Here is a 22,077-nt window from a genome sequence, read left to right as displayed (position 1 = left end):
GTCGGCCACCGGCTTCGGGGGTATGCGCGGAGCACGAGGGATGTGGCTGCAAGAGCTGCAAGAGTCTCCGGCGTGTCGCAGCGCCCAGGGCCGTGCCGGCCCCCAAAGCCTTGCTCACACCTCCATCACGTGCGGTAGCGGAACAGGATCCGGCCGCGGTTGAGGTCGTACGGGCTGAGCTCGACGAGCACCCTGTCGAACGGCAAGATCTTGATGTAGTGCTTGCGCATCTTCCCGCTGATGTGTGCGAGAACTGTGTGCCCATTCTCGAGCTCCACGGTGAAAGTGGCGCTCCGTAGACAGGCGACGACGGTGCCTTCGACGTCGATGCCGCCTGATGATGTGGTCATGTTCTGCCCCTCCTGTGGTTGGTGACGGTCAGTTCGGTGGGGACGCGTACGCCGCCGGGACCTCACGGTGCGTCGGCATTCGCGGCGGACGCAGGGCCGGAGGCGCGCGGTGTTCGGGTGGCTGCCGGGGCACGTCGGGCTCGGCGGGAACGCGCGTCCCGTCGAGCGGTGCCGGGGGTGCGGTGCCCGGCGGTGCGGTCAGCGGTACGCCAACTCCAGGTTGCTGCGCTCGCGCTGGGCGCCGATGCCCTCGAACAGGGCGGTCGCCGCCTCGTTGGCCTCGTTGACCTCGGCCGCAGCCGCAGCGGTCCCCAAGCGGTGCAGCGCGCCCAGTGTGTGGGCCAGCAGGGCCCGGGCAATGCCGCAACGCTGCTCGTCGGTCCGGATGGCGATCAGCCCGACGCGTGGCCGTCGAGTCGCCGTCGCAAGCCGGATCAGGCCCACATATCGGTCGCCTCGTGCGGCCACCGCGTACTTCGACGGGTCGGCCACGGTGATCCCGTGCGGGAAGGTCACCACCTCCGCCGGCATCGTGTGCCAGCCGACTGTGGCCTCGACCTCCGCGCGCAGGGCGCGGTCCAAGGCGCGCAGCGGCCCAACCTCCGCCGCGCCGGCGGGCACGATCGTCACGCCCGGCGGCGGCTGGACCGCGCCAAGCCGGGTGACGCTCGGGTCGGTGGGGACGACGTACTCCCACTCGCGACGCGAGGTTGTGAACCCGCACCGCTCCCAACTGCACATCAGCTCGCGGTCGGCCTCGTCGATCACTGTGTACAGGGGCCTCGGCAGATCCACCAGCATCGCCCCGGCGAGCCGGTCGAAGACCGATCCGTGCCATGCGTCGATGCTCAGGAAGGTCCGCCCGTCGGGACGGCGTCCCACGCCCCCACGGCCGACGACCTGGTCGTCGGCAAGGGCGTGCCAGTGCTGCTCCGCGACCCGCGTGATCACTACGGGATGTTCGTCCGCGCCCGCAGCGAAGTGCCCAGTATGCATAGGTGTCTGCCTCTCAGAAGTGCCTCGTGCTCAGGCGCTCCCGGCGACACCTACGTCAGTCGCCCGGCCATGAAGAACCAGGGGGAGCACCCATCGGATACTGCGTTCACGGGTGTCACCTCCTAAGGACAACTTCACGGCAGCCCGCACGTTAGCAGCCGGCAGGTGTCAGGGCCCACCCTTTTTCCGCCGGGTGGGCTGCGGCCGTTCCGGGGGACGACCGTGTGACCCCCGCCCGCGCCGTGCCCGTGACGGCCACGCGCCGTACCGCTCCCCAGCCGCCGACGTCGAGTTCCAGACTGCCGGGTCTCCCGCCAACGGACTCATCACGCCCACCCGGTGCCGCACCTACCGGGCCTAACACGTGACCGATTGGACGTCCATCCATCCCGGCCGATTCGGCGGTGGTCCGGATCGCTGCCGAAGTGGGCGCCCATGACCATGTCACCTTCGGGGTGGTTCGCCCCCGGGACCAGTGGATTCTTCGCCTGCCAACTCTCGAAACACGGCAAGGGACACGACTTCCGCGACCGCGACCACGTCTGCGCCTGGAGCCGGGACATCGCCGCTCGACGGCCCCCTGTCGGGAACCAGCACTGATCCGATCAGCCGACCCGGACGACGATTTTTCGATGGCCACCCCGGCCGGGGACACGATGGAGAAGCGTGCGACGACCATGGGGCGCCTCAGGGCTGGGAAGCGTCGCGCTCGTCCGCCGCAGGGGCGCCGATCAGTTGCTCGATGCGCGAGGTGGAAAGTCCGGCAGCACGAGCCCGAGCGACCATCGCCGGACGCGCTTGGAGCATCTGGCGAAAGGACAGGAGTTCGGCACGTGCCTCGGCCACTGGCGGGACGGACGAGACGCGAACGATCTCGGCGGCTTCATCGTCCGTGACCGGGACTTCCAGCCGCTCGGCACCGGCGGGGATGAGATCAGCGTCGGAGGAGGCCACAACGCGTACCGTCGCGCTTGACGCTCCCTCATGAGCCTGCAGCCAACCGTGCACGGCTGCGGTGTCCCACGCAGCGAGATCGGGCAGCCGACCGGCGTCAACTCCCGGTGCCGCATGCTCGGCGGCGGGAACAATCACCAAGAATGCCGAACCAGTCACAATGCCACCTATCTCCAAAACAGCCCTGAACAGCATCTTATCGCCCGCCCGGACGACTCAAACCCATCATCCACTCGTTCGGATGACTCGCTATCGATGACAGGGACGGTGGCGCGGCCGAACGTGCCGGCAGGACGTCAAGCCGAGTGAGGCGGGTGAGTTCTCGCCGTGGCCGACGGCGGAGCGCGACGAAGAGCGTTGTGTCGTCGAAGCAGGTGTTCCACCCCTCGGGGAGCATGCCTTCGACCGGATCGACGACAGCGCTTACGGATCGGGCGTGCACTGGGCGGACCTCTTGGATCGCCTCCCCGGCCCGATGCTCCCGGATCTGTGAGCTGCACGCGCGCGATCGGGATTTCAGCGAGGCCTTCGTGTCGGCCTTCCCCGGGGCGCCGGATGTCGCGGGCCGTGAGTACACGCTGAAAGCGGTCGCCGGACTGGCCCAGCGGGCCAAGGACGCAGGGCACCTGCGGTCCGACTTCGTCCTGGATGACCTCATTCTCATCCTCATGGCCAACAAGGGGATCCACACCAGATCGACCGACACCCAGGTCAAGGCTTCCCGACGCTTCGCAGGGTTGGCGATCCAGGCGTTCGAAGCCTGCTCTCAGCACGCAGCACTACCACTAGCAGCACGGCTGCTATCCGAGGTACCGCACAGCGCCTGACCGTGGGCGAGTGGCATGCACGCTCGACGCACCCACCGCTGACCCCCTGGAATCGATCACCTGGTCTACCGAGTGCGGACCTCCGCAGACTGTGCCCACTGCCCGTGCCTCAGCCACGAACTCAACTCGTCACAGGCCACGCGCACCGAAAAGACCTCATCGCAGTGACTGCGGCGCAAGTCCGACCACGCACTCCCAGCGGTCGCCCCGTCCGCCTCCCCGGCATCGAAAATCCGCACGCTGGATGTTCCTCGACAACGCCGTCCGCTCCCGGTCTGTCGACTGGGAGGACCAGGCGCGGCCCGCGGTCGAGAGCCTGCGACTGACGTAGGTCGCGACCCTGTCGACCAGGCCACGACCGCGCTCATCGAAGGTCTGTGTCGACACAGCCCCGCCCTCGACCAGTGCTGGGGGCGACACCGCGTTCACCGGCGCACCCACGGCTCCAGACGCCTGCTCCTCCCCCTGGTCGGCGAACTGACCGTCCAAGACGAAACTCTTTCCCTGCCCGGGGCCTTGACATGACTGCGCTGCCTCCGGGCGGGCCTCAACTCGCCCTGGCGTGTCGGGGGCGGTTCCGGAGTCAGGGCGTGCCGCGCACCGGGCGATGGGGACGCGGCGTTGCCGACAGGGGCGGGGAGAGAAGGGGTTCGAGCAGCTGGGCGAGTTGTTCGCGCTGCTGTGGATCGAGCCGGTCGGTGGCCGGTGCGAGGGCGTACCGGATCTCTTCGTCCAGGCGCTGGGTGAGGTCGCGTCCGGCGTCGGTGATCAGGACGATGACGGCGCGCTTGTCCTCGGGGCTGGTACCGCGTGTCAGCAGCCCGCGCTGTTCGGCTCGGGCGATGAGGCCGGACAGCGTCGACTTGTCCAGGCCCAGGAAGGCCGCCAGGTCACTCATGCGGGGGCGTCGGTCGCGCAGGATACCGAGCACGCGCAGCTGCGTGAGGGACAGGTCGTGCTCAGCACCGATGCGGGTGAGGACGCCCATGACCTGGAATGCGCTGCGTACCAGGCCGTCGATCAGGGTGTCCGCGGAGTCGTCGGGAGCCATGGGGGCCACTCTACTTGACATTGTTTGCATTACCAATAACCCTGAAGGTGATTGGTAATACACACCAACCTGTGGGAGTCCTCATGCATGCTGCGGTCATTACGGCCCATGACGCGCCGCCCGCCTACGGCGAGCACCCTGAACCTGTGGCCCTGGACGAGCACGGGATGGTCGTGGACGTCCTCGCCGCGGGACTGCACCACCTGACCCGGGCCAAGGCCAACGGCACCCATTACTCCTCCAGCAGCGTCTTCCCGCTGGTGCCCGGCGTCGACGGCGTCGTTCGCGACGCGTCGGGCCGCCTGCGCTACGCCGCCCTGGACGACACGCCTCTCGGCACCTTCGCCGAGCGGACGGTGATCGACGTACGCAGAAGCATCATCCTGCCCGACAACGTGGACCCCGTGCGGATCGCCGCCGCGATGAACCCCGGTATGTCCTCCTGGGTCGCCCTGCGCCGCCGTATTACCTTCCGCGAGGGGCAGCGCGTGCTCATCCTCGGCGCCACCGGCAACGCCGGACGCATCGCCGTCCAAATCGCCAAGCGATTCGGCGCCGCCCAGGTCTTCGCCGCCGGCCGCGACACCACCCGATTCAAGGCGCTGGAGGACCTCGGCGCAGACCGGGCGCTCACTTTCGACGAAATCGCAGCCGCGGCCGACGTCGACGTCGTCCTCGACTTCGTGTGGGGCGCTCCCGCCGCCGACGCCATGCTCCCGATGCTCACCGCCCGCGCCGACCGCACCGCGCCGCTGACCTGGCTCCAAATCGGCTCCATGGCGGGCGGGTCCGCCCCGATCCCTTCCGCGGCGCTGCGTGCGGCCCGGCTGGAGATCGTGGGCAGCGGCATCGGCTCCGTCTCTCCCCGCGACTTCATCGCCGAACTGCCCGAGCTGGCGAACGCGGTGACCGAGGGCGCCATTGACGTCCAGGCCCGTTCCGTACCGCTGGCTCAGATCGCTCAGGCATGGTCCGAGAAGACGAGCGAACGCTTGGTCTTCGTGCCCTGAGAGCCGTCAGCACACCTCACTCACGTGTTCCGGCGGCCTGCCGCTCCTGCGCGCGGCAGGCCGCCATGGGGGTGGAACATCTCAGTCCGCAGCGCCGCCGGATGTTCTGTGCCGCAGCTGCTCCACGTGCGGTGGAAGGCGGACGGTCAGCACCTGCCGCAGCTCTTCATTGCGCACACCGAGCAATCGCCGCCATTCCTCGTCCTGCGCGACAGCATCGGTGTGTGCCTCGCTCACCTCGCTCTGCAGACAACCGATTTTGCGCAGGTGGCGGGCGGCAGCCCTGCGATAGCGCATGGCAGCCGCCGCCGCGCCGGCCAGAGCCAGCAGCCACGGTGTCGGATCGTGTATCGGGGCAGTCGTCAAATTCTCACCGCGGAACTGGTGGCCGGGGATGCGCGGGTGTCCGCAGGACGAACGCGGTCAGCCCGTCGTCCAGCGGGTGACGGTGGACGCTGGCCCACCCGGCGCTGGTCGTCAGGGCATCCACCGCGGTGGGCGTCAGGCCAGGGCCCCGGTGACCTTGCTGGTCGGCTTCTGCGGTCAGCAAGTGGTCGATCACGGCCAGGGCCCCGCCGGGGGCCAGGAGCACTTGAGCGCGGCGCAAGAACGCAGTGGGGTAGCGCAGCAATGGATACACCAGCCGGCACACGATCAGGTCGAACGGATCACCGGACAACCCCATGAGCTGTGTGTCTGCACTCAGGTTGAGAAAGCGCAGCGACATGGGGGACGGCGTGCGGTACTTACGCGCCGTGCGCAGGGCATCGACGGAGGTGTCCACGCCGGTGACGAAACAGCCTTGAATGTGCAGGCGCGCGGCCAGGTGGCCTCTCCCGCAGCCGACATCCAGTACGCACGATCTGGCGGGAGCCAGCTCGGTGAGCAGAGCGGCTTCACTCGTCAGCTCGGCGGCCGCCTTACCACCCGGCTCAGATACGGGCTCTCCGTTGCCTTGGGGCGCTGTGGGGACGGTCATGGGCGCACCCCCTCGATGTGCTGAGAGGGGGGCTTGGGAGCGGTGAAGGCCGCGAAGCGAACTCCTTGCGCGAAGAGATCGCTCAGGCGCGGCAGACGCGTACCGCCCAGGAGGAAGCAAGCCGCACCGCTCACCGGGAGCTCGTCTTCCGCTCCTTGTCCGACCCGGTCCTCCAGGCATGCTGGGAGCCGCCGACAAGGCCGATGACGGCGGCGGAATGGCGGCAGATCGCATTCACCAACCTGATCGTCGCCCGATGGGACAACTCCTTCCGGCTGGGCCGCATGACCGAGGACCGGCTCCGGGGCATGCTCGACGGGCACTTCCGGGGCGAGCGGGCCCGCGCACACTGGGAACAGGCCGGGGACGGCTGGGTCCGGCACGCCCACGCGGGAAACAACCGGCGCGCCCGCCGGTTCGCCGACATCGCCGCAGAACAGTTTCGGGCCGCCGTCGCGGCAGGACCAGCTGTCGCAGCCGACGCCTACTTCACCCCCGACGTGCCCTCGCCATGATCATCGATCTGACACGGCTGCTACCGACGAATCGCGCTCCAACGTCGGCGCAATGGCGCAGCAGCCTCAGCAGATCGGAAAGAGCTCACTGTCGGCGACGACGTCCCGCCTGCGCATCGGAGGCGATGGGGTCGGTGGAAGCGCGCCCGAGGACTGGTGAGCAACCAGATCGTGCCGCTGCTCGCGGACTGAGTGGCGACGACCTGACCGTAGTGGCGTACGGGTGATGACTGGCCGCCCTCCGGGACTACGAGGGGGCGCCCTCCCGGCTCGAGCCGGGATTCCAGGCCGTCTGATGCACGTTCACCCAGGCGCCGAACCGAGTGCTGGGCAATCAGAGGGGCGGAGCTCACTGCTGAAGACTGTGCCGAGCACGGCCGATATGGGGCCGCCCCGCGCAGGTGCTCCGACAGCCGTGTCGGAGCACCGCATTGTTAAGCGGTTCCGGAACCGGCTGCCGGACCTTCCCGCCACGGCGGGAAGGTCCGGTGGACGCCTGCGCCGCGAAAGGGGTGTCACCAGTCCGCGTTCGTCGCCCCCACACTCAGCAGGACTTGGTCGAAGAGGTTGCCGTCATTATCATCGGTGTATGCCATGGCCAGGGTGCCGAACGGGGAGGACGCCAGCGCAAGCTGCTCCTGGCGGCCGGTCGCGACCTGGCTGACGGACTGAGCCGGCAACCGGCCGGCGAAGGTGCCGTCGGGGTTCAGACCCCGCGCCCAGACCGCTGGATCGGTGCCCGCGACACTCCAGCCGACCACAGCGTCGCGCTGGTCATCGATACCGATGGTCGGGTTTCCGGCACCGGCTGCGCCGGCAATCTCGACCTCGGCCGAGCCGGCAGTGCCGGTCGCGGTGAACGACCGCGCCCACACGCCACGCGTCCCGGTGTGATCGGACTCCCACGCCACGGCGAAGTCGCCGTTGAAATCGCCCGCCACGGAGGGGCGTTGCTGCTGACCGTCACTGTAGCTGTTGGCACTGCGGCGGCTGAGTGTGACGGCCCCGTTCGCCTTGGCCAGCTTCACCAGACCGATCTGGTAGAAGCCGTTGTTGTCGGTGTCCTCGTCCCAGACCACAACGGCCTCGCCCGATGCGGACGTCGCGACGTCGGGGTTGTGGTGCGCGCCGCCGACCGCGTTGACCGTCACTTCGTAGGCCTTGGTCGTGGTCCCGGTAAACCCTGCTGCCTTCACCGTCGCCGCCGCGGTGCCCTGGATGTCCTCCCACACCACGCTGAACGCGACCGCCGTGGTGCTGCTGGGCGAGCCGTCCGGATCGACTGCGACGCGCGGATGGATCTGCTGCCCGCTGGCGCTGGCGTTGGCCTGGCCGGAGCCCAGGAGCGCGCCGGCCGGGGACACGACGCGGTAGGTGATGTTGTAGGTCCCGTTACCGTCCGGGTCTTCCGCCCACACGACGACGGCGTTGCCCCGGTCGTCGAGTCCCACGTCGGGTTGCAGATGCCGCCAGGCCACGCCCGCGCTCCCGCTGGCCGACAGCTTCTTCTCGTAAGCCGACACGCCGTTGCGGAACATCCGCACCCACACGTCGCTGTGGGCGGTGTCGGCCGGGTTGGTGGAGTCGCGGTCGTCCTCCCACGCCACCGCGACATCGCCGAGGCGATTGGCCGCGATCGAGGCAGTGTCCTGGTCGCCGGCCGCTTCGCTGTTCGCAGTCACCCAGGACGAGGGACCCGCCGCCGAGGCCGGGGCGACCATGGCCAGGGCTGCGAGCAGACCGGCGACGACCGCGCCGAGTACGGAGAGTTTACGCATCGGCCAACCCCGGGATTCCGTCGTGGATGACAAAGCTCCGGGCGGTGGTCGCCGGCGCACCGTGTTCGGTCACCGTCGCTATCGACCGGAAGTCGGCGGTGAGCTGCGAAGGTGTGATGTGTGTACGGACGTAGCCGCGCCGGTCGGAGTAGAACCGCAGATGCGGGTTGAGTGATCCGTTGGGGATCGTCGTGGTGGCGCTTCCGTTGCCGGTGCTGCTGATGGAGGTGCACACGAGTTCGGAGCCGATCGTTGCCGACGACGCATTGGCGTAGTCGGCCTTGAGGTCGTTTCCCCACGACGCGTGGACGTCACCGGTCAGGACGACCGGGTTGCGGACGCCGCGGTCGATGATGCCCTGTTGGATCCGCGCCCGGCTGGCCCGGTACCCGTCCCAGGCATCCATGTTCATCGCACCGGCGGAGTTGACGTTGCGGGCGAAGAAGACCTGCTGCCCGATCAGGTCCCAGGTGCTCAGATGCTGGCCCAGTCCGTCGAGTAGCCAGGTCTCCTGGTTCCCGCCGGTGATCGAACGGCTGGGCAGGTCGGCGTCGGCGCAGACCTTCAGCCCGTCGCCGCATGCCTGGTCGTCGCGGAACTGGCGGGTGTCGAGCATATGGAAGGTGGCCAGGGTGCCCCAACGGACCCGGCGGTAGAGCGGGATGCTGTTGCCGGACGGGGTCGCGGCGGCCCGCAGCGGCATGTTCTCGAAGTAGGCCTGGTACGCGGCAGAACGCCGTGCGGTCCACTGCGCCGCCGTCAGCGCGGGGCTGCTGTCGGCGCGGACCATGTTGGCGTAGTTGTTCTCCACCTCGTGGTCGTCCGGCACCACCAGCCACGGCGCGATCGCATGCGCGGCCTGCAGATCCGGATCGCTGCGGTAGAGCGCGTAACGGCGGCGGTAGTCCGCCAGCGACACGATTTCGCTACCCAGGTGCTGGCGCACGCCGCCGGCGGTAGCGGCGCCCTCGTAGATGTAGTCACCCAGGTGCAAGATCAGGTCGGGGCGGTCGTCGGCCATACGCCGGTAGGCGGTGTAGTAGCCATGCTCGTAGTGCGCGCACGAGGCAAAGGCCATCGTGAAGTCGCGCCCGACCGTGCCCGCAGCCGGCGCGGTGCGCGTGCGGCCCACCGGGGAGATGAACCCCTGCGCCCGAAACCGGTAGTAGTACTCCGCATCCGGGGCCAGCCCACCGGCCAGCACATGCACCGCATGGGCCTGCGCATAACGCGCGGTCAATGTCCCGGAGCTCACCAGGGTGGTGAAGTTCTGGTTGGTCGACACCTGCCAGTCGACGGCGACATCAGCGTTGGGCATGCCGCCCTGACCGTCCGCGTTGGTCGGTGCGGGGGCTAGACGGGTCCAGAGCACCACACTGTTGCCGTCCGGCTCACCGGAGGCGACACCGAGCGTGAAGGGAAAGGGGGTGGAGGCGGCGGCCGACGGCTGGGCAATCGCCCCGAGCTCGAGCGCTGCGACACCCGCGGTGGTGAGCGAACCGAGGACAAAGATGCGACGACTGAGGTGGCTCATGACCGCACATGCTCCCGGACACAGATGAACTCCCCGCCCCGCGCTGGGGGCTGTCAAGTGACATGCAACCGCTGCGAGTTGGTGGGGATTTGTACGGCTGTCACGGTTGCCGGAGCGGCAACGCCGGCGCTGAGCAGCCGTTACCTCCCTAGTCGCACCGTTTACCTCCTCGGCGCCCGTTCACCACCCGTCCGACAACAAGCCCTGAACCGCCATGAGGTTGACTCGCTTGCCGCAGGACCCGAAGACGACCACCCCGCACTCGCCGAACCCGTCCAGAACTGCCGTCTCAGCCACCGGTCGGTATTCGTAGCCGATCAGTCCCGTCGGCACGCCGGTCTGCCCCAGATCGGCGGCGATCTCCGCGGGGCCCGCTGCGAGCAGCCGATAGGGACCCACGGCGTGCGCATGGGCAGGTTGCGCAGGAAGCCCAGCGGCCGCGCGTTGCGCAGTGCAGAACAAATCGGGCACTGCGCAAAGGACAGTGGCCGAGAGACCCACTGCGCAGTGCGGAACATAACGGACGCCGTGCAGTGACTCGGCGGCTATGTACGCCCCGCCGCCGCGATCACGCACCAAAGACGCGACGCCAGCCGGGGATGGCGTCCCGCCTACGGCGTGGCACGGGACACGCGTGCCTGCGCGCAAGCACTGGCTCCGGCCGGCCGCGCCAGAATATCCAAGGGCGTTTCGCCCGCGTGCCGGCTGATCCGTAAGTCCTTACCCGAGATCTGGGACGGCGCTGGCGTGGGCGGCAAGGACGCGCCAGGTGCCGTCAGCGTGTATCCAGGTGCGGGTGTAGCGAAGGCGCGCCTTGAAAGGATGTCCTCCAGCGGTGCCCTCAAGCCCGGCCAGTACGCGGGTGATCCTGGTAGAGTCCACCACGGTCACGTGCAGGTCCTGTTGGTCGAAGACCTCGACGGCCAGGGTCCGGGACTTGTGCGCTCCTAGGTCCTCCTCCTTCGTCATGGTGCTGCCGTCAGGCCCTGTGTAGACGACTCGGCTATCCAGGAGCAGGTCCAATGCCTGCGCATCACCTGATCGAACAGCGGCCTGCAGCCTCTGCTCGGCATCGTGGAGAGCGGCTTCAAGAGCCACCTGGTCCATCCCCATCCCGATCCTCCTTGCCTTGCCAGCCTGTGAATCGGCAGCCGATGGCGACGGTACACGCCGCGCCGGATCCAGGGGGCACAGCACCGACGGGGGCGGCCACGATCCGCCGGGTGGGCAGGCCCATTTCCTGCTGCCCGTCGATTTGCTGCCCGTCGTGCCAGCTGTGCACCGTGGCCGCGGCGCTTTCGACCAAAACGGTGCCAGTCCGCGCACCTCACCGGGACCGACGGTCGGCTGGACAAGAATGCGCCGGCGCCATACGGCGCCCTTGCTACGGATGGCGCCGGCCCCGACGAGCGTGGGAACGCCCAGCAGGTCGAGGGGATTGTCGCCGAGTAGTTCCGCGATGTCCTCGGGGTGTGAAATCAAGACCATTCGCTTCGGACCCGACGACCAGGTGAGCACGTCACCGAAGTTGTCGCACCGACACACGACACTCGGCAACGGGTCGCGGCCGCGAGCGCAGCCCGTGGGGCCAGCCCTGCCGCCAGACCGAGCGGGCACTATGGCGAGCGCCTGCGGCGAGACGGGCCCGGCACTCGGTTCAGCTCCCTGATCAACAGTCGCTGCTCTGCACCGCCGCGCATGTCGCCTCAGCCCGCGCCGGGGCATCACCTGCTCCTCGCCCGGCTACAGGGCGCCCTCAGGGGCGTCGGAGCCCTTTTGCTTGTCATGGCCCGGCTGGGGTAGGCGAAGATAATTGTGTCCTGCGGACGAGGAGGCCCATGGAACACGTCACCGTTCCTGGCACGGTTTGGTGCCCTACCTCCGGGCATCATGCGTGCTCCGGGACACAGACGGATGAGGTCGTGGGGAACATGGCGGCAGCCGCCGTCGTGGTGACCGAAGACGGCCTTGTCCTCACGGCCAATACTGCCGCAGCGCGCTTGCTGGGCCAGGCTGTCACGGAGCTCATCGGCCAGGATTTCCACGATGCGCTGCACCGCGACAATCAAGGACATGCCGTGCCACGCACCCGGTGCCGGCTCAGGAAAGCGCTCCTTGCCAGGGATACCCGGCATGGCGAGGGCGAGTGGTTCCTCCGCGGGGACGGCACATTGGTCCAGTTGTCCTGGCTGGTCACGCCCTATACCCCAGGCCCGGGTGTGACTGGCTCACTGACGCTGTTGTACGAGGTGGAGCAGGAGGACTCGCACCCGAGCGACGAGGGGCACTCCACACGGCTGACGGAGCTGGACCGGCTGGCTCTGTTGGCGGAGACGACGACGCAGCTCACGTCCACCCTGGACGTGGACGAGGCATTGCGACGATTGGCGGCCCTGACGGTACCCCGGCTGGCGGACTGGGCCGTGTTCGACCTTCTCACGGAGCGTGACGAAGTGCGACGTGTCCTGGTGGTGGAGTACCGGGACGGCATCATGGTCGAGCGCGATGACTTGCAAGGCCCGATGCCCCCCGTACCCGAAGAGTCGCCCATGCCTTTGTCGCGGGCTTTGCGCGGCGCCGCCTCCACCCTGGCCGACCACACCACCTATCAGGGTCCTCCCGATTCGGGCATCGCGGTCGAGCAGCGGCGCTTGTTCACCGAGACGGGCATGCACTCTGCTGTCATCGCACCCATCAGAGGCCTCCGTGACGTTCTGGGCGCCCTGACTTTGGGGCGCGCACAGCGACGTGATGCGTTCACTTCCGGTGACCTGCCGCTGCTGGAGGACCTCACCCGCCGGGCAGGCCTCGCGCTGGACAACGCGCGGCTGTACCAGCGCCAGCGCAAAGTCGCCGAAACCATGCAACGTCATCTGCTACCCCAGCTTCCCGTCCTGCCCGGGCTGGAGATGACCGCACGCTACCTTCCCGCGCCCGACGCCTCCTCGGTGGGCGGGGACTGGTACGACGCCTTCGCCCTGGCCGACGGCGCTCACGCGTTGGTCATCGGCGACGTCGTCGGGCACGACCTTGACGCCGCGGCCGGTATGGCGCAGGTTCGCAACATGTTGCGTGCCTTCGCCTGGTCCCATCCCGAGGCCGCTCCCAGCGCCGTCACCACCCAGCTCGACGAGGCTGTGTTGCGCACAGCCGAGGTTCCCTTGGCGACCATGATCCTGGCCAAACTCACCCGCGACGACGACATGCGGTGGCGTTTGCGCTGGACGAACGCGGGCCACCCGCCGCCGCTGCTCATCACCCACGACGGCCAGGCCCGCTATCTCGACGAACCGCACGGCCTCCTGCTCGGCACCGGGGTGCACCGACCGCGCTCGGACGCCGTCACTGTCCTGCCGCCCCGGGCCACGCTGCTGCTCTACACCGACGGACTCGTCGAATCCCCGAAACACTCCATCGACCACGGGCTGGACCAGCTACGCCGCCACGCGGCCTCCCTCGCCCACCGACCGCTGGACTCCTTCTGCGACTCGGTGCTCCACCAGGTCCGCCCCGACACCAACGACGACGACGTCGCCATGATCGCGCTCCGCACACCCCCTCTTTCGCCGGAGCAGTGAGCGAACTGCCCTGGCGGTCGCGGGCTGAGTTTCCGTCGGCGCGCGCGGCCCGTGGAGCGGATGATGCCGAGCACCACGTCGGGTCGTCGGGGCACATGCCGCGGGCGGCGCGTGCGACCGGTTGGCCGTCGACGACGTTCCGTAGGCTGCGCCGGTAGCAGGATGCCAGGTGACTTCGACCATGATTCCTGCCGCCTCGTCCCAACTTCCTCCCCCATGAACGGAACGGCGGCGCGGGCCATTACACCGGAAGCTTTTGAACCTACCCGGAGACGCTCGGCAGCCAGCCGGTGGCGCTCGCCACGTCGCGCGCAATGTCGACCACGGCACGTCCGTCGGTCGCCACTCGCACCGTGTCCAGCGGCATCTGCTCATCCAGAATCCGCGCTTTGCGGGCACTGCCCTCCAACTCATGCTCCAGCTCCGACCCCAGTTCCCGACCAGTCAGCCGCTCATGAGCGGTGGCATCGGACGCGGTGAGCACCACCCGGATGATCCTGACATTCGCACCCATGGCGCGCCGGAACATGCCCTCATTCTCAGCCAGAACGCTCACCGTGTGCGTGTAGATCAAACGGCGATACCCGAGCTCGGCATAGTTCGACCAGAGCGCCGTCAGGTTGCGCTCGGCGATCTTCCTGCGGCGCGGGTCCCCCTCCGGAGCGGGATGGGCCTGCCCCATGAAGTCACCTTCGATCACACAGTGAGCAACCATCTCAGCACGCAGATGTGCTGAGACCTCCCATCCCACCGTCGTCTTGCCGACGCCGGCGCGCCCTCCGATGAGCAATACCTCAGCTTGATCCATAACCGCAGCCTGCCACCAAGCAGTTGAACCGCGCGAACCAAATGTGCCCCGATCAGGGAGACAGGCTCGAGCGGGCGTTGCGCCGCCCTCGGCGTGCGCGTTCGAATTCGGCGACATCCGACATCCAGGGACCGTGCGGTTCGAGTGCGGTGCAGCCGCCGCGGATGAAGGAGTTCACCAGGTTCCGGTAGTCGCTGAGCCCGTCGACCAGGCTGTACTCGACCCGATACTCCGGATCCGACCTGCCCTTCCCCTCGCGCACGGTTGTGATGCGGGCGACGGAGTCCGCGTAGAAGTGGAGCTGGATCCCCTCACCCATCTGCTCGTCCTCGATGGTGAACACTTCGTTGTCCGCAGCAGAGCGATCGCCGACGAACTCCCAGAACATCGCGGAGGCGCTACGACGGCCGTCTTGCAGCCACTTCTCCTCGGCGCCCTTGTCGTCGGTGAACGACAGGGCCGTCCTACTCGCACCCCCACCGAGGCCGGCACGGTCGTCGGCAGCCTCCGCGTCGTCTTCCACGGGTGTGGTCCTGGAGCGGTGCGCAGTCTCCGTGCACATCAGGAAGCTCACCGTACGAACCGCGTCATCGACGAGTTCAGGGTGTGCACGGCGGACGGCCGCGTCGACCGTCGCCGCCACCCGATCCCAGTCGCGCTTGTCCGTGGCGCGGTTTCCCCGTCGCGGATCGAGGCTGATCCGCATTCCTGCACACGCCTGCTCCGCGGTGGCGATCACACTCATCACCTTCGGCAGCAGCGCGGCATCGACGGCATCGGGCATCCGTCTGGGAACCGTCGCGCCGTGCGCGTACTGGCCCGTGTACCGCAGAAGCGCAGCATCGAGCGGGCCGAGGGGTGCTCCACGCTCGGCGCGACGGCGGTCGGCGTGGTGCTCCTGGGCACGTTTTTCGTTCGGTGTCTCTGTCGCCGCGCGCATCGCCGCGCAGACCTGTCCGCGCTCCAGCAGATCGATATCGGCCCCGTGGGCAACGAGCCGGCTCCTGTCCCACCGGATGCGTCGGAAGAGCGCGTCGACGTCCGCGGGCGAGGAGAGGACAACCGGGTCCAGGAGCGCGGCTGCAGCGTTCTGGTCGAGTCGGCCCCGGGTTCCGGCGTCGTCGCACAGCGGAAGGACCGCACTCCACAGCAACAGGTGTCGGGGCAGGTCCTCCCGGAGCACCGCGAGATGAGCTTCCTTGATAGGGAAGGTGAACGTGCGCGGATCGTGGTTGGCATCGGCCCCGGCGCCGAGCATCAGCTTCAGCTCGCCGTTCTCGTGGATCACGTTCGGGATCCAGCCGCTGCTGCGGGTGAACACGATGTCTCTCATGAGCTCAGGGCCTCTCCGGAACGACACCGGGTGGACGTGGTCGCCCTCAGGCACGGGGCGAGTACCACGGTGATGTTACGACCCCACCCCGCACCTGTTCACGACCACCGTGCGCACTCGGCGGCAAGGCGTGCGTCGGTGCGCACCCAGACTTCGCCGCCGGCGGCCTCGGCCGGGGCATCGACTCGTTCGATCCCGAGGAACTCGATCAGCGCGAGCAGTTCGGCTCGTTCGGCTCGGTCGTCGTCGACATCATGCGAGCAGAAGAAGACGTAGTACTGGTCGCTCGGGTCCACGATGCCCGAGTCTGCCCAGATCCGAGCGATTTCTTCGATCGTTGTTGCTTCCGTCGTGAACGTGGCGGCGCGCGCGGTGCCGCGAGTCTCCGGTGACGCGTCGAGGTCAGCGAGGTCGGAGAACCACTGGCCGAAGTGGTCGAGGCCGGCGTATCCGTTCTCGAAGAACAGCATCGCGCTCGGAAGGTAGCGATTGGCCCGGTCGACCCGGAGGTACTCCGATCGAGGTCGGTCCGCGCCCTTGACCCGGGCGATCACACCCTGGCCGGGCATGAGTACCAGACTCTGCCCCGCCGGCTCATCACCGATGGTGTAAGTACCGGAGTTTCGATCCCGGAAGAACGCAGAGAACGCCACGTAGGCTTCCTGAGGGTCGCTCACGGAGACCTTTTGGCCGTTGCCGTCACCGACGGCGAAGACGAACTGCTTGGGTCCGGGGTCGTAAGGGCGGGCCATGGTAGTCCTTCGTTCACGAGGTAACTCCAGTAGCCTAGAGGACGACGGGCCGGGAGGAGCACCCCGAAACGGCACGCGAATGTCCCCCGCCGTCTCCAAGGCACCCACTCCACAAACCTCTGCCCGTGGTTACCCCGCCCATCGTCGGCCGGACACCCACGGGCAGAAGAACGCCAGCGACCCGGTACTACCTCCCCGTGAACTTCCAGTCATTGCAGACATCGCCGCCGTGCGGCCGGTCGCTGCAGACCTTGAGTGCGTAGATGGGATTGCTCTCGATGTTGGCGGTGGCCACGCACGTACCGTGACCGTTGTTGTCCACCAGGCGGTGGTCTACAACCAGGACGGCGCCAGCATCACCGTGTCGACGACGCCGTCGAGGGCGGCGCGTCCGGCGAACGGGAGGCTCGCCGCCCCGTGTGCCGCGTCGTCTAGGAGCCCTTGTAGGAACCGATCGGAGTAGCGGTCCCGCAGGACGTACTGCCCAGCTTCTGCACGGACGAGATCTGGTCGTGGAGGCCGAACCAGTCGCCCAGGTTGGACACCGAATACCCGGGCCTGACGCAGTACTTGGCGCCCCGGTTGTAAGCGTCGACGTAGACGTACCAGGACACGCTGTTGCGGTTCCACAGGGAGTCGAACCGGTTGTCGTCACCGCCGAGAGCCGGTGCGGAGGCCGTGTAGGCGGTGAAGATGCTGCTGTAGTTCGCGTCGGACCACGCACACAGGCGGTTGTCGGCACACTGGGAGGCACTCGCCGATGCGGGTGCCTGGGCTGTCGCGAAGGCGATCGCCGCGACTCCCATGAGGATTGCGGCACGCCTTCCCACGCGGTGCGGTCGGGACTTCGTACTTCGTGAACTCGTTGCAGCTGTCATGTGCTCCCACCTCGGGTACGGATGCGGTGATGTGCGGCTGCGGCGCCCTACGGCTCCGGGCGTCGGCGCCGTCATGAATCCTGCTGACGATCGGGCTCCGCGGGCCAGGGTCTTAAGCCACCGCTTAAAGGGGGCCGTTGCCTCGCGCGTGCTCCCGTATCCCGCCGAGCAGCTCCCGTCCGAGGGCCGTCGTCACGTGCAGCACGGAGCCGCCCCTGCGGTTCGTGGTGATGAGGCCAGCGCCGCGCAGTGCCTTGGCGTGCTGGCTCGCCGCCGCCGGCGTGATGCCGAGCCGCCCGGCGAGTTCTGTGGTCCCGCGGCCGTCCACGAGGAGTTGGAGCGCGGCTGCCCGGGTACGGCCGAGCAGGGTGCCCAGGGCCTCGTCGGTGCCCGTGCCGTTACCGCCGTGCCACAGGGCGCAGCCGTTCGCCGGATCGGTCACCGCCGGTACCGTCAGCCGGGGCACCGACTCCTCGTCGTACGGGTCGTACAGCAGGCTGAGTTCGCGCCAGGAGAAGACCGTCGGGGCGAGGACGAGTCCCCGGCCACCCAGATGGACGTCGACCGGACGGGGGTAGCACACCTCCAGCACGGGCGGGCTCCAGCGCACCAGCGGCGGACACAACGAGGCGAGCAGGCCCTCGACGCCGGTCTCCAGGAAAGTGCGGGCGTACTGCGCGCGTACCGCTTCGAGGCGCGACCGGGCGGCCGGCCAGTACGGTCCGACGGTCACCCGGTGGCAGGCCTCGAGGGCTGTGGCCAAGTGGCGGCGGGCTTCGCCGTCCCCCTCCGCTACGGTCCGCGCCCAGGAGGAGTGGCCGGAGTCGAAGGCGACCGCCTGCAGCTCTCGGCGAACGCGGGCGCGGGGGGCCCGCAGCAGGGTGTCGACGGCCTGGTCGATGTCGGGCGAGTCCCCGGCCAGGGCCAGCAGGTCGAGCCCGGGCCCGTGGTCCGGCATGAGTACGGTGAGCGGCTGGGCCTCCTGTGGCAGTCGGCCGGCCACCTTCGCACGCCAGTGCCAAAAGGGCACTGCGACGGACCGTCTGCTCAGCATCTCCAAGCTGTAGTAGGTCTCCGCCGCCGCGCCGATCGTCGCGGCCACCTGTGTACGGGCGAGATCGTCCGCGGTGAAATGAATACGCAGCACCAATGGCCCCACTGTCTCCGCGCTCGTACGGTGACGCGGGCTGGTCCGATGTCACTCGCGACCGCCGCCCCTCGTGTGACGGCCGGTGATAGAGATTGTCCGGTGCTCCCTGGTGATGCTTCAATGCCGTTTCCGGACGTTTTGCGCCGGTGCTCCTCGGAACAGTCAGGCCGGCTCGTCGTCCATGACGACCCGGCCGGCGGCCGCGTCGGAGGAATCCGACGGCCCCGCCGGCCCGCACCGTGGAGATGCGGGCCACGGGGCCGCCGTATGTGAACCCCTTAAGGCCGCTCCGTGAGGAGGACCCGGCAGCGCCGGTGCTACGGGATGGGTTCCTCCTCCCGTTGGCGCGGGAAGGTCAGCCGACCTCGCGACGCACCGCACCGAACGCCGCGGACCAGGCAAGCTCTTCCGGCCTACCGGATCCGCCCTCCCCACGGGCCCACCATCAGTTCAGATCGCCGAGGAGGTCCTCGAGAGTTTCGTAAAGGGCTTCGGAGTTGGCCGCCGTGAACCACGTCGTGCGGACGCGTTCGTTGTTTCCTTTCGGGGTCTCGTGGTTGGCCGCAAGCTGGTGCAGGGAATGGGACTCGTCTCCCAGGGAGCGGCCGACGCCCTGGAAGAGACTGCGTACGTAGCTGTCCGCGCCCTCGGAGGGGATGCCGTGGCGGACGGCCCACGACGCGAGGGTGTCGAGATACGCGTAGTGCGTGGTCAGTGTCCCCGTCAGTGCGGAGAAGACGTTGAAGGCCGCCTCGTCCGTGACGGGGTGGGCCCCGCCCAGCTGCTCGAAAAGGGAGTTCACGACGGGGTGGGACGGCCACGTCACGGTGACGGAGCGCCGGTCACGTACGGTGGGCAAGGGGATGGCCCGTACCAGGGGGGCGTGAGTGCCGAGCAACTGGCGCAGGTCGTCGTTGGTGACGCCGGCCATCACGTTGACCACGGTCTTGTCGTCGTCAACCCGCAAACCGGCGAGTGCTGCGTGCCGGTCCTCGCGGCGTACTGCGAGGATCAGCACTTCCGAGCGGTCCACCACCTCCTGGTTGTCGACGCAGGCCTGCGCGCCTGGGTAGCGCGCGGACAGCTCCACGGTCGCGCGGGTTCCCCGGGGGGAGAGGAACACCTCTGGCGAGGGGTCGGCCCCCTCGCACAGACCCGTCACGAGGGCCCTGCCGATCTCGCCCACCCCGATGATGCCAATGCGCTTCACTGGTGCTTCCTCCGTGGTTTGTCGTGGTGGTGAACCCGGGCGGTTCGGGTCCGTGACGTGGAGTCGCCTTCGATGGAGTCCGCGTCGAAGGCACTTGGGCGCCCTCGGCCCGGACCCGCAACCCGCGGTCGCCTCCCCAGGAGCAGGACCGCCAGGAGTGCTGTCAGGCAGGGAGCCATCCAGGCCCACCCCAGCTCCGGCGGCAGCCCGACCTCGCCGGAGGTGTCGCGGGTGAGCATCACGGTCAGTGCGATGCCGGCGCCGAGCACGAACAGGACGGTCACGGCAGGGCGGGCCCACCGCTTGCCCGCTGCGACGGCCCAGGCCGTCCAGAGCCAGGCGATGACGCCGAGCGCTCCGATGACGGACCACAGGACAAGGCAGGTGGTGACGGCCGAGTTGATCCGCGCCTGGGTGTACGCGGGGTATCCGGCCCGGATGTGATCGGCCAGCAGGTGGGTGGTGGCACGGTCGACATACGGTAGGACCGTGGCGGCGATGGTGAGCCCAAGACCGGTGAGCATCGAGCGAGGCGCCCATCGCTCCTGGCGTGTTTTCGTCACTGCAGTGCACTCTTCCCTTTCGATCACGCGGCGAGGACGGCCCGGAGGAATCCGAAGATCTCCGCCCGTGCGGCCTCGGCCTGCGGTTCCACACCCGGCAGGGTGAGGAACGCGTGCCGCGCTCCGGTGTACTCGGTGAGGTGTGCCGGCGTCCCGGCTGCCTGCAGCCGTTCGGTGTAGCGGCGGCCGTGGTCGGCGACCGCATCCTGGGTCGGCACCACGACGAGGGCCGGGGCCAGCCCGCTCAGGTCGTCGGCGTACAGCGGTGAGAGCGCACGGGCGTCGGTTCCGGCCGGAACGGACAGCTGCTGGAAGAGGCGTAGTTGGGGCACAGCACGGGTCGGGTGGTAGCCGTATGTCGCGATCGAGGCGTAGTCGAACATCGTCTCGGTCACATCGACCGCCGGGTTGACGAGAACCTGCGCTTGAAGCCGCAGGTCGGCTTCTCGGGCCTGGATCGCCGTGAGGGCGCTGATCAACGCGCCGCAGCTCTCGCCGAAGACGGCCGTGCGCGCCGGGTCGATGCCCCACTCCGGGGCGTTCCGCACCACGTGCTGCAGCACGTCCCAGGCGTCGGCGGCGGCCGCCGACAGCGGAGTGTCCTGGTCGAGGAGGCGGTGCTCGACCGAGACGACGAGTGCGGGCAGGCGGGCGGCGAGGTGGCTGTTGGCCCAGTCGCACTGCGTCGCCGTGCCCACGAAGCTGCCGCCGTGAACGTGCAGGCCGAGGGGCAGCTCGGCCCGGTACTTGCCCTCGCCGTCGTGCGCCGAGGCCGGCCGATACACCCGGACCGGGACCTCGCGGCCGGGCAGTTTCACCTTCTGCCAGCTGATCGCGGCGCCGGGATCCGGATCCCCGAGGAGCGCCCGCGCCGCACGGGACGCCCGGAAGCGGTTCTCAGCGTTGCGGTAGACGACCAGTTCCTCGGCCGTCATCACCGGCCAGTTCGGCTCCGGCGGCCGCTCCATGGCAATGACCTCACCCATATCTCCTCCTCGGTCGGATGCGCAGACCTGCGCGTCGAAATCTACGGCGTAGGTTTACGTCGGTACGCTAGTTTCTACGGTGTAGATTTGGCAAGGAATGGAGTGGACGTGGCCAGACGTACCCGGGGCACCTCGGCAGGGCTCGGCCGAGCGCGCATCGCCGCTGCCGCCATCGCACTGGTCGACCGCGACGGGCTGGAACGCTTCGGGGTGCGGCCCCTCGCGCAGGAACTCGGGGTCGACCCGATGTCGGTCCACCACCACATCAAGGGCAAGGCGGCACTGCTGGATGCCATGTCCGAGGCGGTCCTCACCGAGGTGGCAGTCGCCGACGGCGATGCATCCGACGGCTGGGAAGACATCGCCCGCCGGACGGCGCACGGCTACCGCGAGATGGCCTACCGACACCCCCGGGTGTTCCCCTTGCTGGTGACGCGGGCTCAGACCTCACCGGTGGCCGTCGCGGCCCTGGAGAGACTCGTCGCCGCCATGCATGCGGCCGGCCTGCCCAGCCAGGTCGTCGCGGACGCACCCCTGGTGCTGTTCAGCTTCCTCAACGGACACCTGCTGGCACGCACCAGCGGCGGACCCGACGGGCCCGACGCCGTGCCCGCGTTCGACGCCACCGCCCACCCGGCCATGGCCGCCCTCGCCCCCCTCATGGCCGACTTCGGTTCCCTGGCGGAGTTCGACCGGATGCTGGACACCGTGCTCGTCGGGATCAAGGACCGGGTCCAGGAGCCGGCGTCCAGGGCGGACCCTGGAAAGCGCTGTCGAATCGTCGGAACGCAGTGATGGAGAGTCAGGGCGACAACGCCACCTGCG

At 68.6% G+C, this 22,077-nt stretch carries 25 protein-coding genes; 6 read left to right on the top strand and 19 right to left on the bottom strand.

Going from position 1 to position 22,077, the window contains the following annotated elements:
• Positions 1–125: 125 nt before the first annotated feature.
• The 3 genes from infA to O3X23_RS36165 all read right to left on the bottom strand — a co-directional run bounded on the left by infA (position 126) and on the right by O3X23_RS36165 (position 2,495).
• Entirely contained in the window at positions 126–350 is a 225-nt protein-coding gene (infA, locus tag O3X23_RS36175) for a translation initiation factor IF-1 (protein WP_269276977.1), read from the bottom strand.
• A 198-nt stretch (positions 351–548) separates the two neighbouring features.
• Complete coding sequence (locus O3X23_RS36170; RefSeq protein WP_269276976.1) at positions 549–1,346, bottom strand: GNAT family N-acetyltransferase; 798 nt, start codon at positions 1,344–1,346, stop codon at positions 549–551.
• A gap of 687 nt (positions 1,347–2,033) precedes the next feature.
• Positions 2,034–2,495, bottom strand: a complete 462-nt coding sequence (locus O3X23_RS36165) for a DUF6003 family protein (protein WP_269276974.1) — start codon at positions 2,493–2,495, stop codon at positions 2,034–2,036.
• Between the two features lie 335 nt (positions 2,496–2,830).
• Here O3X23_RS36165 and O3X23_RS36160 point away from each other — a divergent pair, with 335 nt between their 5' ends.
• Complete coding sequence (locus tag O3X23_RS36160) at positions 2,831–3,127, top strand: hypothetical protein (protein WP_269276973.1); 297 nt, start codon at positions 2,831–2,833, stop codon at positions 3,125–3,127.
• A 168-nt stretch (positions 3,128–3,295) separates the two neighbouring features.
• On the top strand, positions 3,296–3,652 hold the full coding sequence (locus tag O3X23_RS36155; protein ID WP_331283992.1) for an MmyB family transcriptional regulator: 357 nt from the start codon (positions 3,296–3,298) through the stop codon (positions 3,650–3,652).
• A 58-nt stretch (positions 3,653–3,710) separates the two neighbouring features.
• Here the strand turns inward: O3X23_RS36155 and O3X23_RS36150 are convergent, their stop codons facing one another.
• Positions 3,711–4,178 (bottom strand): MarR family winged helix-turn-helix transcriptional regulator, encoded by a 468-nt coding sequence (locus tag O3X23_RS36150; protein WP_269276971.1) that lies wholly within the window; start codon positions 4,176–4,178, stop codon positions 3,711–3,713.
• 83 nt (positions 4,179–4,261) lie between these two features.
• On the opposite strand from O3X23_RS36150, the gene O3X23_RS36145 reads away from it, so the two are divergent.
• Positions 4,262–5,188 carry a quinone oxidoreductase family protein gene (locus O3X23_RS36145; RefSeq protein ID WP_269276970.1) on the top strand — a complete coding sequence of 309 codons (927 nt, stop codon included), beginning with the start codon at positions 4,262–4,264 and terminating at the stop codon, positions 5,186–5,188.
• An 81-nt stretch (positions 5,189–5,269) separates the two neighbouring features.
• On the opposite strand, the gene O3X23_RS36140 is transcribed toward O3X23_RS36145, so the two are convergent.
• Positions 5,270–5,554, bottom strand: coding sequence for a hypothetical protein (locus tag O3X23_RS36140; RefSeq protein ID WP_269276968.1), 285 nt, complete (start codon positions 5,552–5,554; stop codon positions 5,270–5,272).
• 4 nt (positions 5,555–5,558) lie between these two features.
• The gene (locus O3X23_RS36135) at positions 5,559–6,167 is read right to left on the bottom strand and encodes a class I SAM-dependent methyltransferase (protein ID WP_269276966.1); all 609 of its coding nucleotides are present in this window, start codon (positions 6,165–6,167) and stop codon (positions 5,559–5,561) included.
• Between the two features lie 65 nt (positions 6,168–6,232).
• On the opposite strand from O3X23_RS36135, the gene O3X23_RS36130 reads away from it, so the two are divergent.
• Complete coding sequence (locus O3X23_RS36130) at positions 6,233–6,682, top strand: DUF6082 family protein (RefSeq protein WP_269276964.1); 450 nt, start codon at positions 6,233–6,235, stop codon at positions 6,680–6,682.
• Positions 6,683–7,197: 515 nt separating this feature from the next.
• Here O3X23_RS36130 and O3X23_RS36125 read toward each other — a convergent pair.
• The 4 genes from O3X23_RS36125 to O3X23_RS36110 all read right to left on the bottom strand — a co-directional run bounded on the left by O3X23_RS36125 (position 7,198) and on the right by O3X23_RS36110 (position 11,107).
• Positions 7,198–8,460 carry a hypothetical protein gene (locus O3X23_RS36125; protein ID WP_269276962.1) on the bottom strand — a complete coding sequence of 421 codons (1,263 nt, stop codon included), beginning with the start codon at positions 8,458–8,460 and terminating at the stop codon, positions 7,198–7,200.
• Complete coding sequence (locus O3X23_RS36120) at positions 8,453–9,994, bottom strand: alkaline phosphatase D family protein (RefSeq protein ID WP_269276960.1); 1,542 nt, start codon at positions 9,992–9,994, stop codon at positions 8,453–8,455. The genes O3X23_RS36125 and O3X23_RS36120 overlap by 8 nt, the downstream gene beginning before the upstream one ends.
• A 180-nt stretch (positions 9,995–10,174) precedes the next feature.
• A complete protein-coding gene (locus tag O3X23_RS36115; protein WP_269276958.1) occupies positions 10,175–10,465 on the bottom strand; it encodes a hypothetical protein in 291 nt (96 codons plus the stop codon).
• Between the two features lie 249 nt (positions 10,466–10,714).
• Complete coding sequence (locus O3X23_RS36110; protein WP_269276956.1) at positions 10,715–11,107, bottom strand: nuclear transport factor 2 family protein; 393 nt, start codon at positions 11,105–11,107, stop codon at positions 10,715–10,717.
• Between the two features lie 725 nt (positions 11,108–11,832).
• Between O3X23_RS36110 and O3X23_RS36105 the strand changes: the two genes are divergently transcribed.
• Positions 11,833–13,572 (top strand): SpoIIE family protein phosphatase, encoded by a 1,740-nt coding sequence (locus tag O3X23_RS36105; RefSeq protein WP_269276954.1) that lies wholly within the window; start codon positions 11,833–11,835, stop codon positions 13,570–13,572.
• A 262-nt stretch (positions 13,573–13,834) separates the two neighbouring features.
• On the opposite strand, the gene O3X23_RS36100 is transcribed toward O3X23_RS36105, so the two are convergent.
• The 9 genes from O3X23_RS36100 to O3X23_RS36060 form a co-directional block, all read right to left on the bottom strand.
• Positions 13,835–14,380, bottom strand: coding sequence for an AAA family ATPase (locus tag O3X23_RS36100; protein ID WP_269276952.1), 546 nt, complete (start codon positions 14,378–14,380; stop codon positions 13,835–13,837).
• 52 nt (positions 14,381–14,432) lie between these two features.
• Entirely contained in the window at positions 14,433–15,713 is a 1,281-nt protein-coding gene (locus O3X23_RS36095; protein ID WP_269276951.1) for a DUF6357 family protein, read from the bottom strand.
• Between the two features lie 98 nt (positions 15,714–15,811).
• The gene (locus tag O3X23_RS36090) at positions 15,812–16,465 is read right to left on the bottom strand and encodes a DUF6357 family protein (protein ID WP_269276949.1); all 654 of its coding nucleotides are present in this window, start codon (positions 16,463–16,465) and stop codon (positions 15,812–15,814) included.
• Between the two features lie 187 nt (positions 16,466–16,652).
• Entirely contained in the window at positions 16,653–16,787 is a 135-nt protein-coding gene (locus O3X23_RS36085) for a hypothetical protein (RefSeq protein WP_269276948.1), read from the bottom strand.
• A gap of 109 nt (positions 16,788–16,896) precedes the next feature.
• Positions 16,897–17,271: a peptidase inhibitor family I36 protein gene (locus O3X23_RS36080; RefSeq protein ID WP_269276946.1), complete on the bottom strand. Its 375-nt coding sequence runs from the start codon at positions 17,269–17,271 to the stop codon at positions 16,897–16,899.
• Positions 17,272–17,467: 196 nt separating this feature from the next.
• Complete coding sequence (locus O3X23_RS36075) at positions 17,468–18,490, bottom strand: ArsR/SmtB family transcription factor (protein ID WP_269276944.1); 1,023 nt, start codon at positions 18,488–18,490, stop codon at positions 17,468–17,470.
• A gap of 448 nt (positions 18,491–18,938) precedes the next feature.
• The gene (locus O3X23_RS36070) at positions 18,939–19,703 is read right to left on the bottom strand and encodes an NAD(P)-binding domain-containing protein (protein WP_269276942.1); all 765 of its coding nucleotides are present in this window, start codon (positions 19,701–19,703) and stop codon (positions 18,939–18,941) included.
• The gene (locus O3X23_RS36065; protein ID WP_269276940.1) at positions 19,700–20,266 is read right to left on the bottom strand and encodes a hypothetical protein; all 567 of its coding nucleotides are present in this window, start codon (positions 20,264–20,266) and stop codon (positions 19,700–19,702) included. The genes O3X23_RS36070 and O3X23_RS36065 overlap by 4 nt, the downstream gene beginning before the upstream one ends.
• A gap of 23 nt (positions 20,267–20,289) precedes the next feature.
• Positions 20,290–21,252 (bottom strand): alpha/beta hydrolase fold domain-containing protein, encoded by a 963-nt coding sequence (locus O3X23_RS36060; RefSeq protein ID WP_269276938.1) that lies wholly within the window; start codon positions 21,250–21,252, stop codon positions 20,290–20,292.
• A gap of 108 nt (positions 21,253–21,360) precedes the next feature.
• Between O3X23_RS36060 and O3X23_RS36055 the strand changes: the two genes are divergently transcribed.
• On the top strand, positions 21,361–22,047 hold the full coding sequence (locus O3X23_RS36055; RefSeq protein ID WP_269276937.1) for a TetR/AcrR family transcriptional regulator: 687 nt from the start codon (positions 21,361–21,363) through the stop codon (positions 22,045–22,047).
• Positions 22,048–22,077 lie beyond the last annotated feature (30 nt).

The sequence above is a fragment of the Streptomyces sp. H39-S7 genome (assembly GCF_027158205.1).
Lineage (GTDB): Bacteria > Actinomycetota > Actinomycetes > Streptomycetales > Streptomycetaceae > Actinacidiphila.
Note: the sequence above shows the minus strand (reverse complement) of the source record. Positions and strands in the feature narration are given on the sequence as shown.

Bases quoted from the DNA above. Each gene is read 5' to 3' on its own strand.
- O3X23_RS36170 (WP_269276976.1), bottom strand. From the start codon at position 1,346: ATGCATACTGGGCACTTCGCTGCGGGCGCGGACGAACATCCCGTAGTG.
- O3X23_RS36095 (WP_269276951.1), bottom strand. From the start codon at position 15,713: ATGAGAGACATCGTGTTCACCCGCAGCAGCGGCTGGATCCCGAACGTG.
- O3X23_RS36145 (WP_269276970.1), top strand. From the start codon at position 4,262: ATGCATGCTGCGGTCATTACGGCCCATGACGCGCCGCCCGCCTACGGC.
- O3X23_RS36105 (WP_269276954.1), top strand. From the start codon at position 11,833: ATGGAACACGTCACCGTTCCTGGCACGGTTTGGTGCCCTACCTCCGGG.
- O3X23_RS36090 (WP_269276949.1), bottom strand. From the start codon at position 16,465: ATGGCCCGCCCTTACGACCCCGGACCCAAGCAGTTCGTCTTCGCCGTC.
- O3X23_RS36100 (WP_269276952.1), bottom strand. From the start codon at position 14,380: ATGGATCAAGCTGAGGTATTGCTCATCGGAGGGCGCGCCGGCGTCGGC.
- O3X23_RS36110 (WP_269276956.1), bottom strand. From the start codon at position 11,107: ATGGGGATGGACCAGGTGGCTCTTGAAGCCGCTCTCCACGATGCCGAG.
- O3X23_RS36120 (WP_269276960.1), bottom strand. From the start codon at position 9,994: ATGAGCCACCTCAGTCGTCGCATCTTTGTCCTCGGTTCGCTCACCACC.
- O3X23_RS36150 (WP_269276971.1), bottom strand. From the start codon at position 4,178: ATGGCTCCCGACGACTCCGCGGACACCCTGATCGACGGCCTGGTACGC.
- O3X23_RS36165 (WP_269276974.1), bottom strand. From the start codon at position 2,495: ATGCTGTTCAGGGCTGTTTTGGAGATAGGTGGCATTGTGACTGGTTCG.
- O3X23_RS36135 (WP_269276966.1), bottom strand. From the start codon at position 6,167: ATGACCGTCCCCACAGCGCCCCAAGGCAACGGAGAGCCCGTATCTGAG.
- O3X23_RS36060 (WP_269276938.1), bottom strand. From the start codon at position 21,252: ATGGGTGAGGTCATTGCCATGGAGCGGCCGCCGGAGCCGAACTGGCCG.
- O3X23_RS36080 (WP_269276946.1), bottom strand. From the start codon at position 17,271: ATGGGAGTCGCGGCGATCGCCTTCGCGACAGCCCAGGCACCCGCATCG.
- O3X23_RS36125 (WP_269276962.1), bottom strand. From the start codon at position 8,460: ATGCGTAAACTCTCCGTACTCGGCGCGGTCGTCGCCGGTCTGCTCGCA.
- infA (WP_269276977.1), bottom strand. From the start codon at position 350: ATGACCACATCATCAGGCGGCATCGACGTCGAAGGCACCGTCGTCGCC.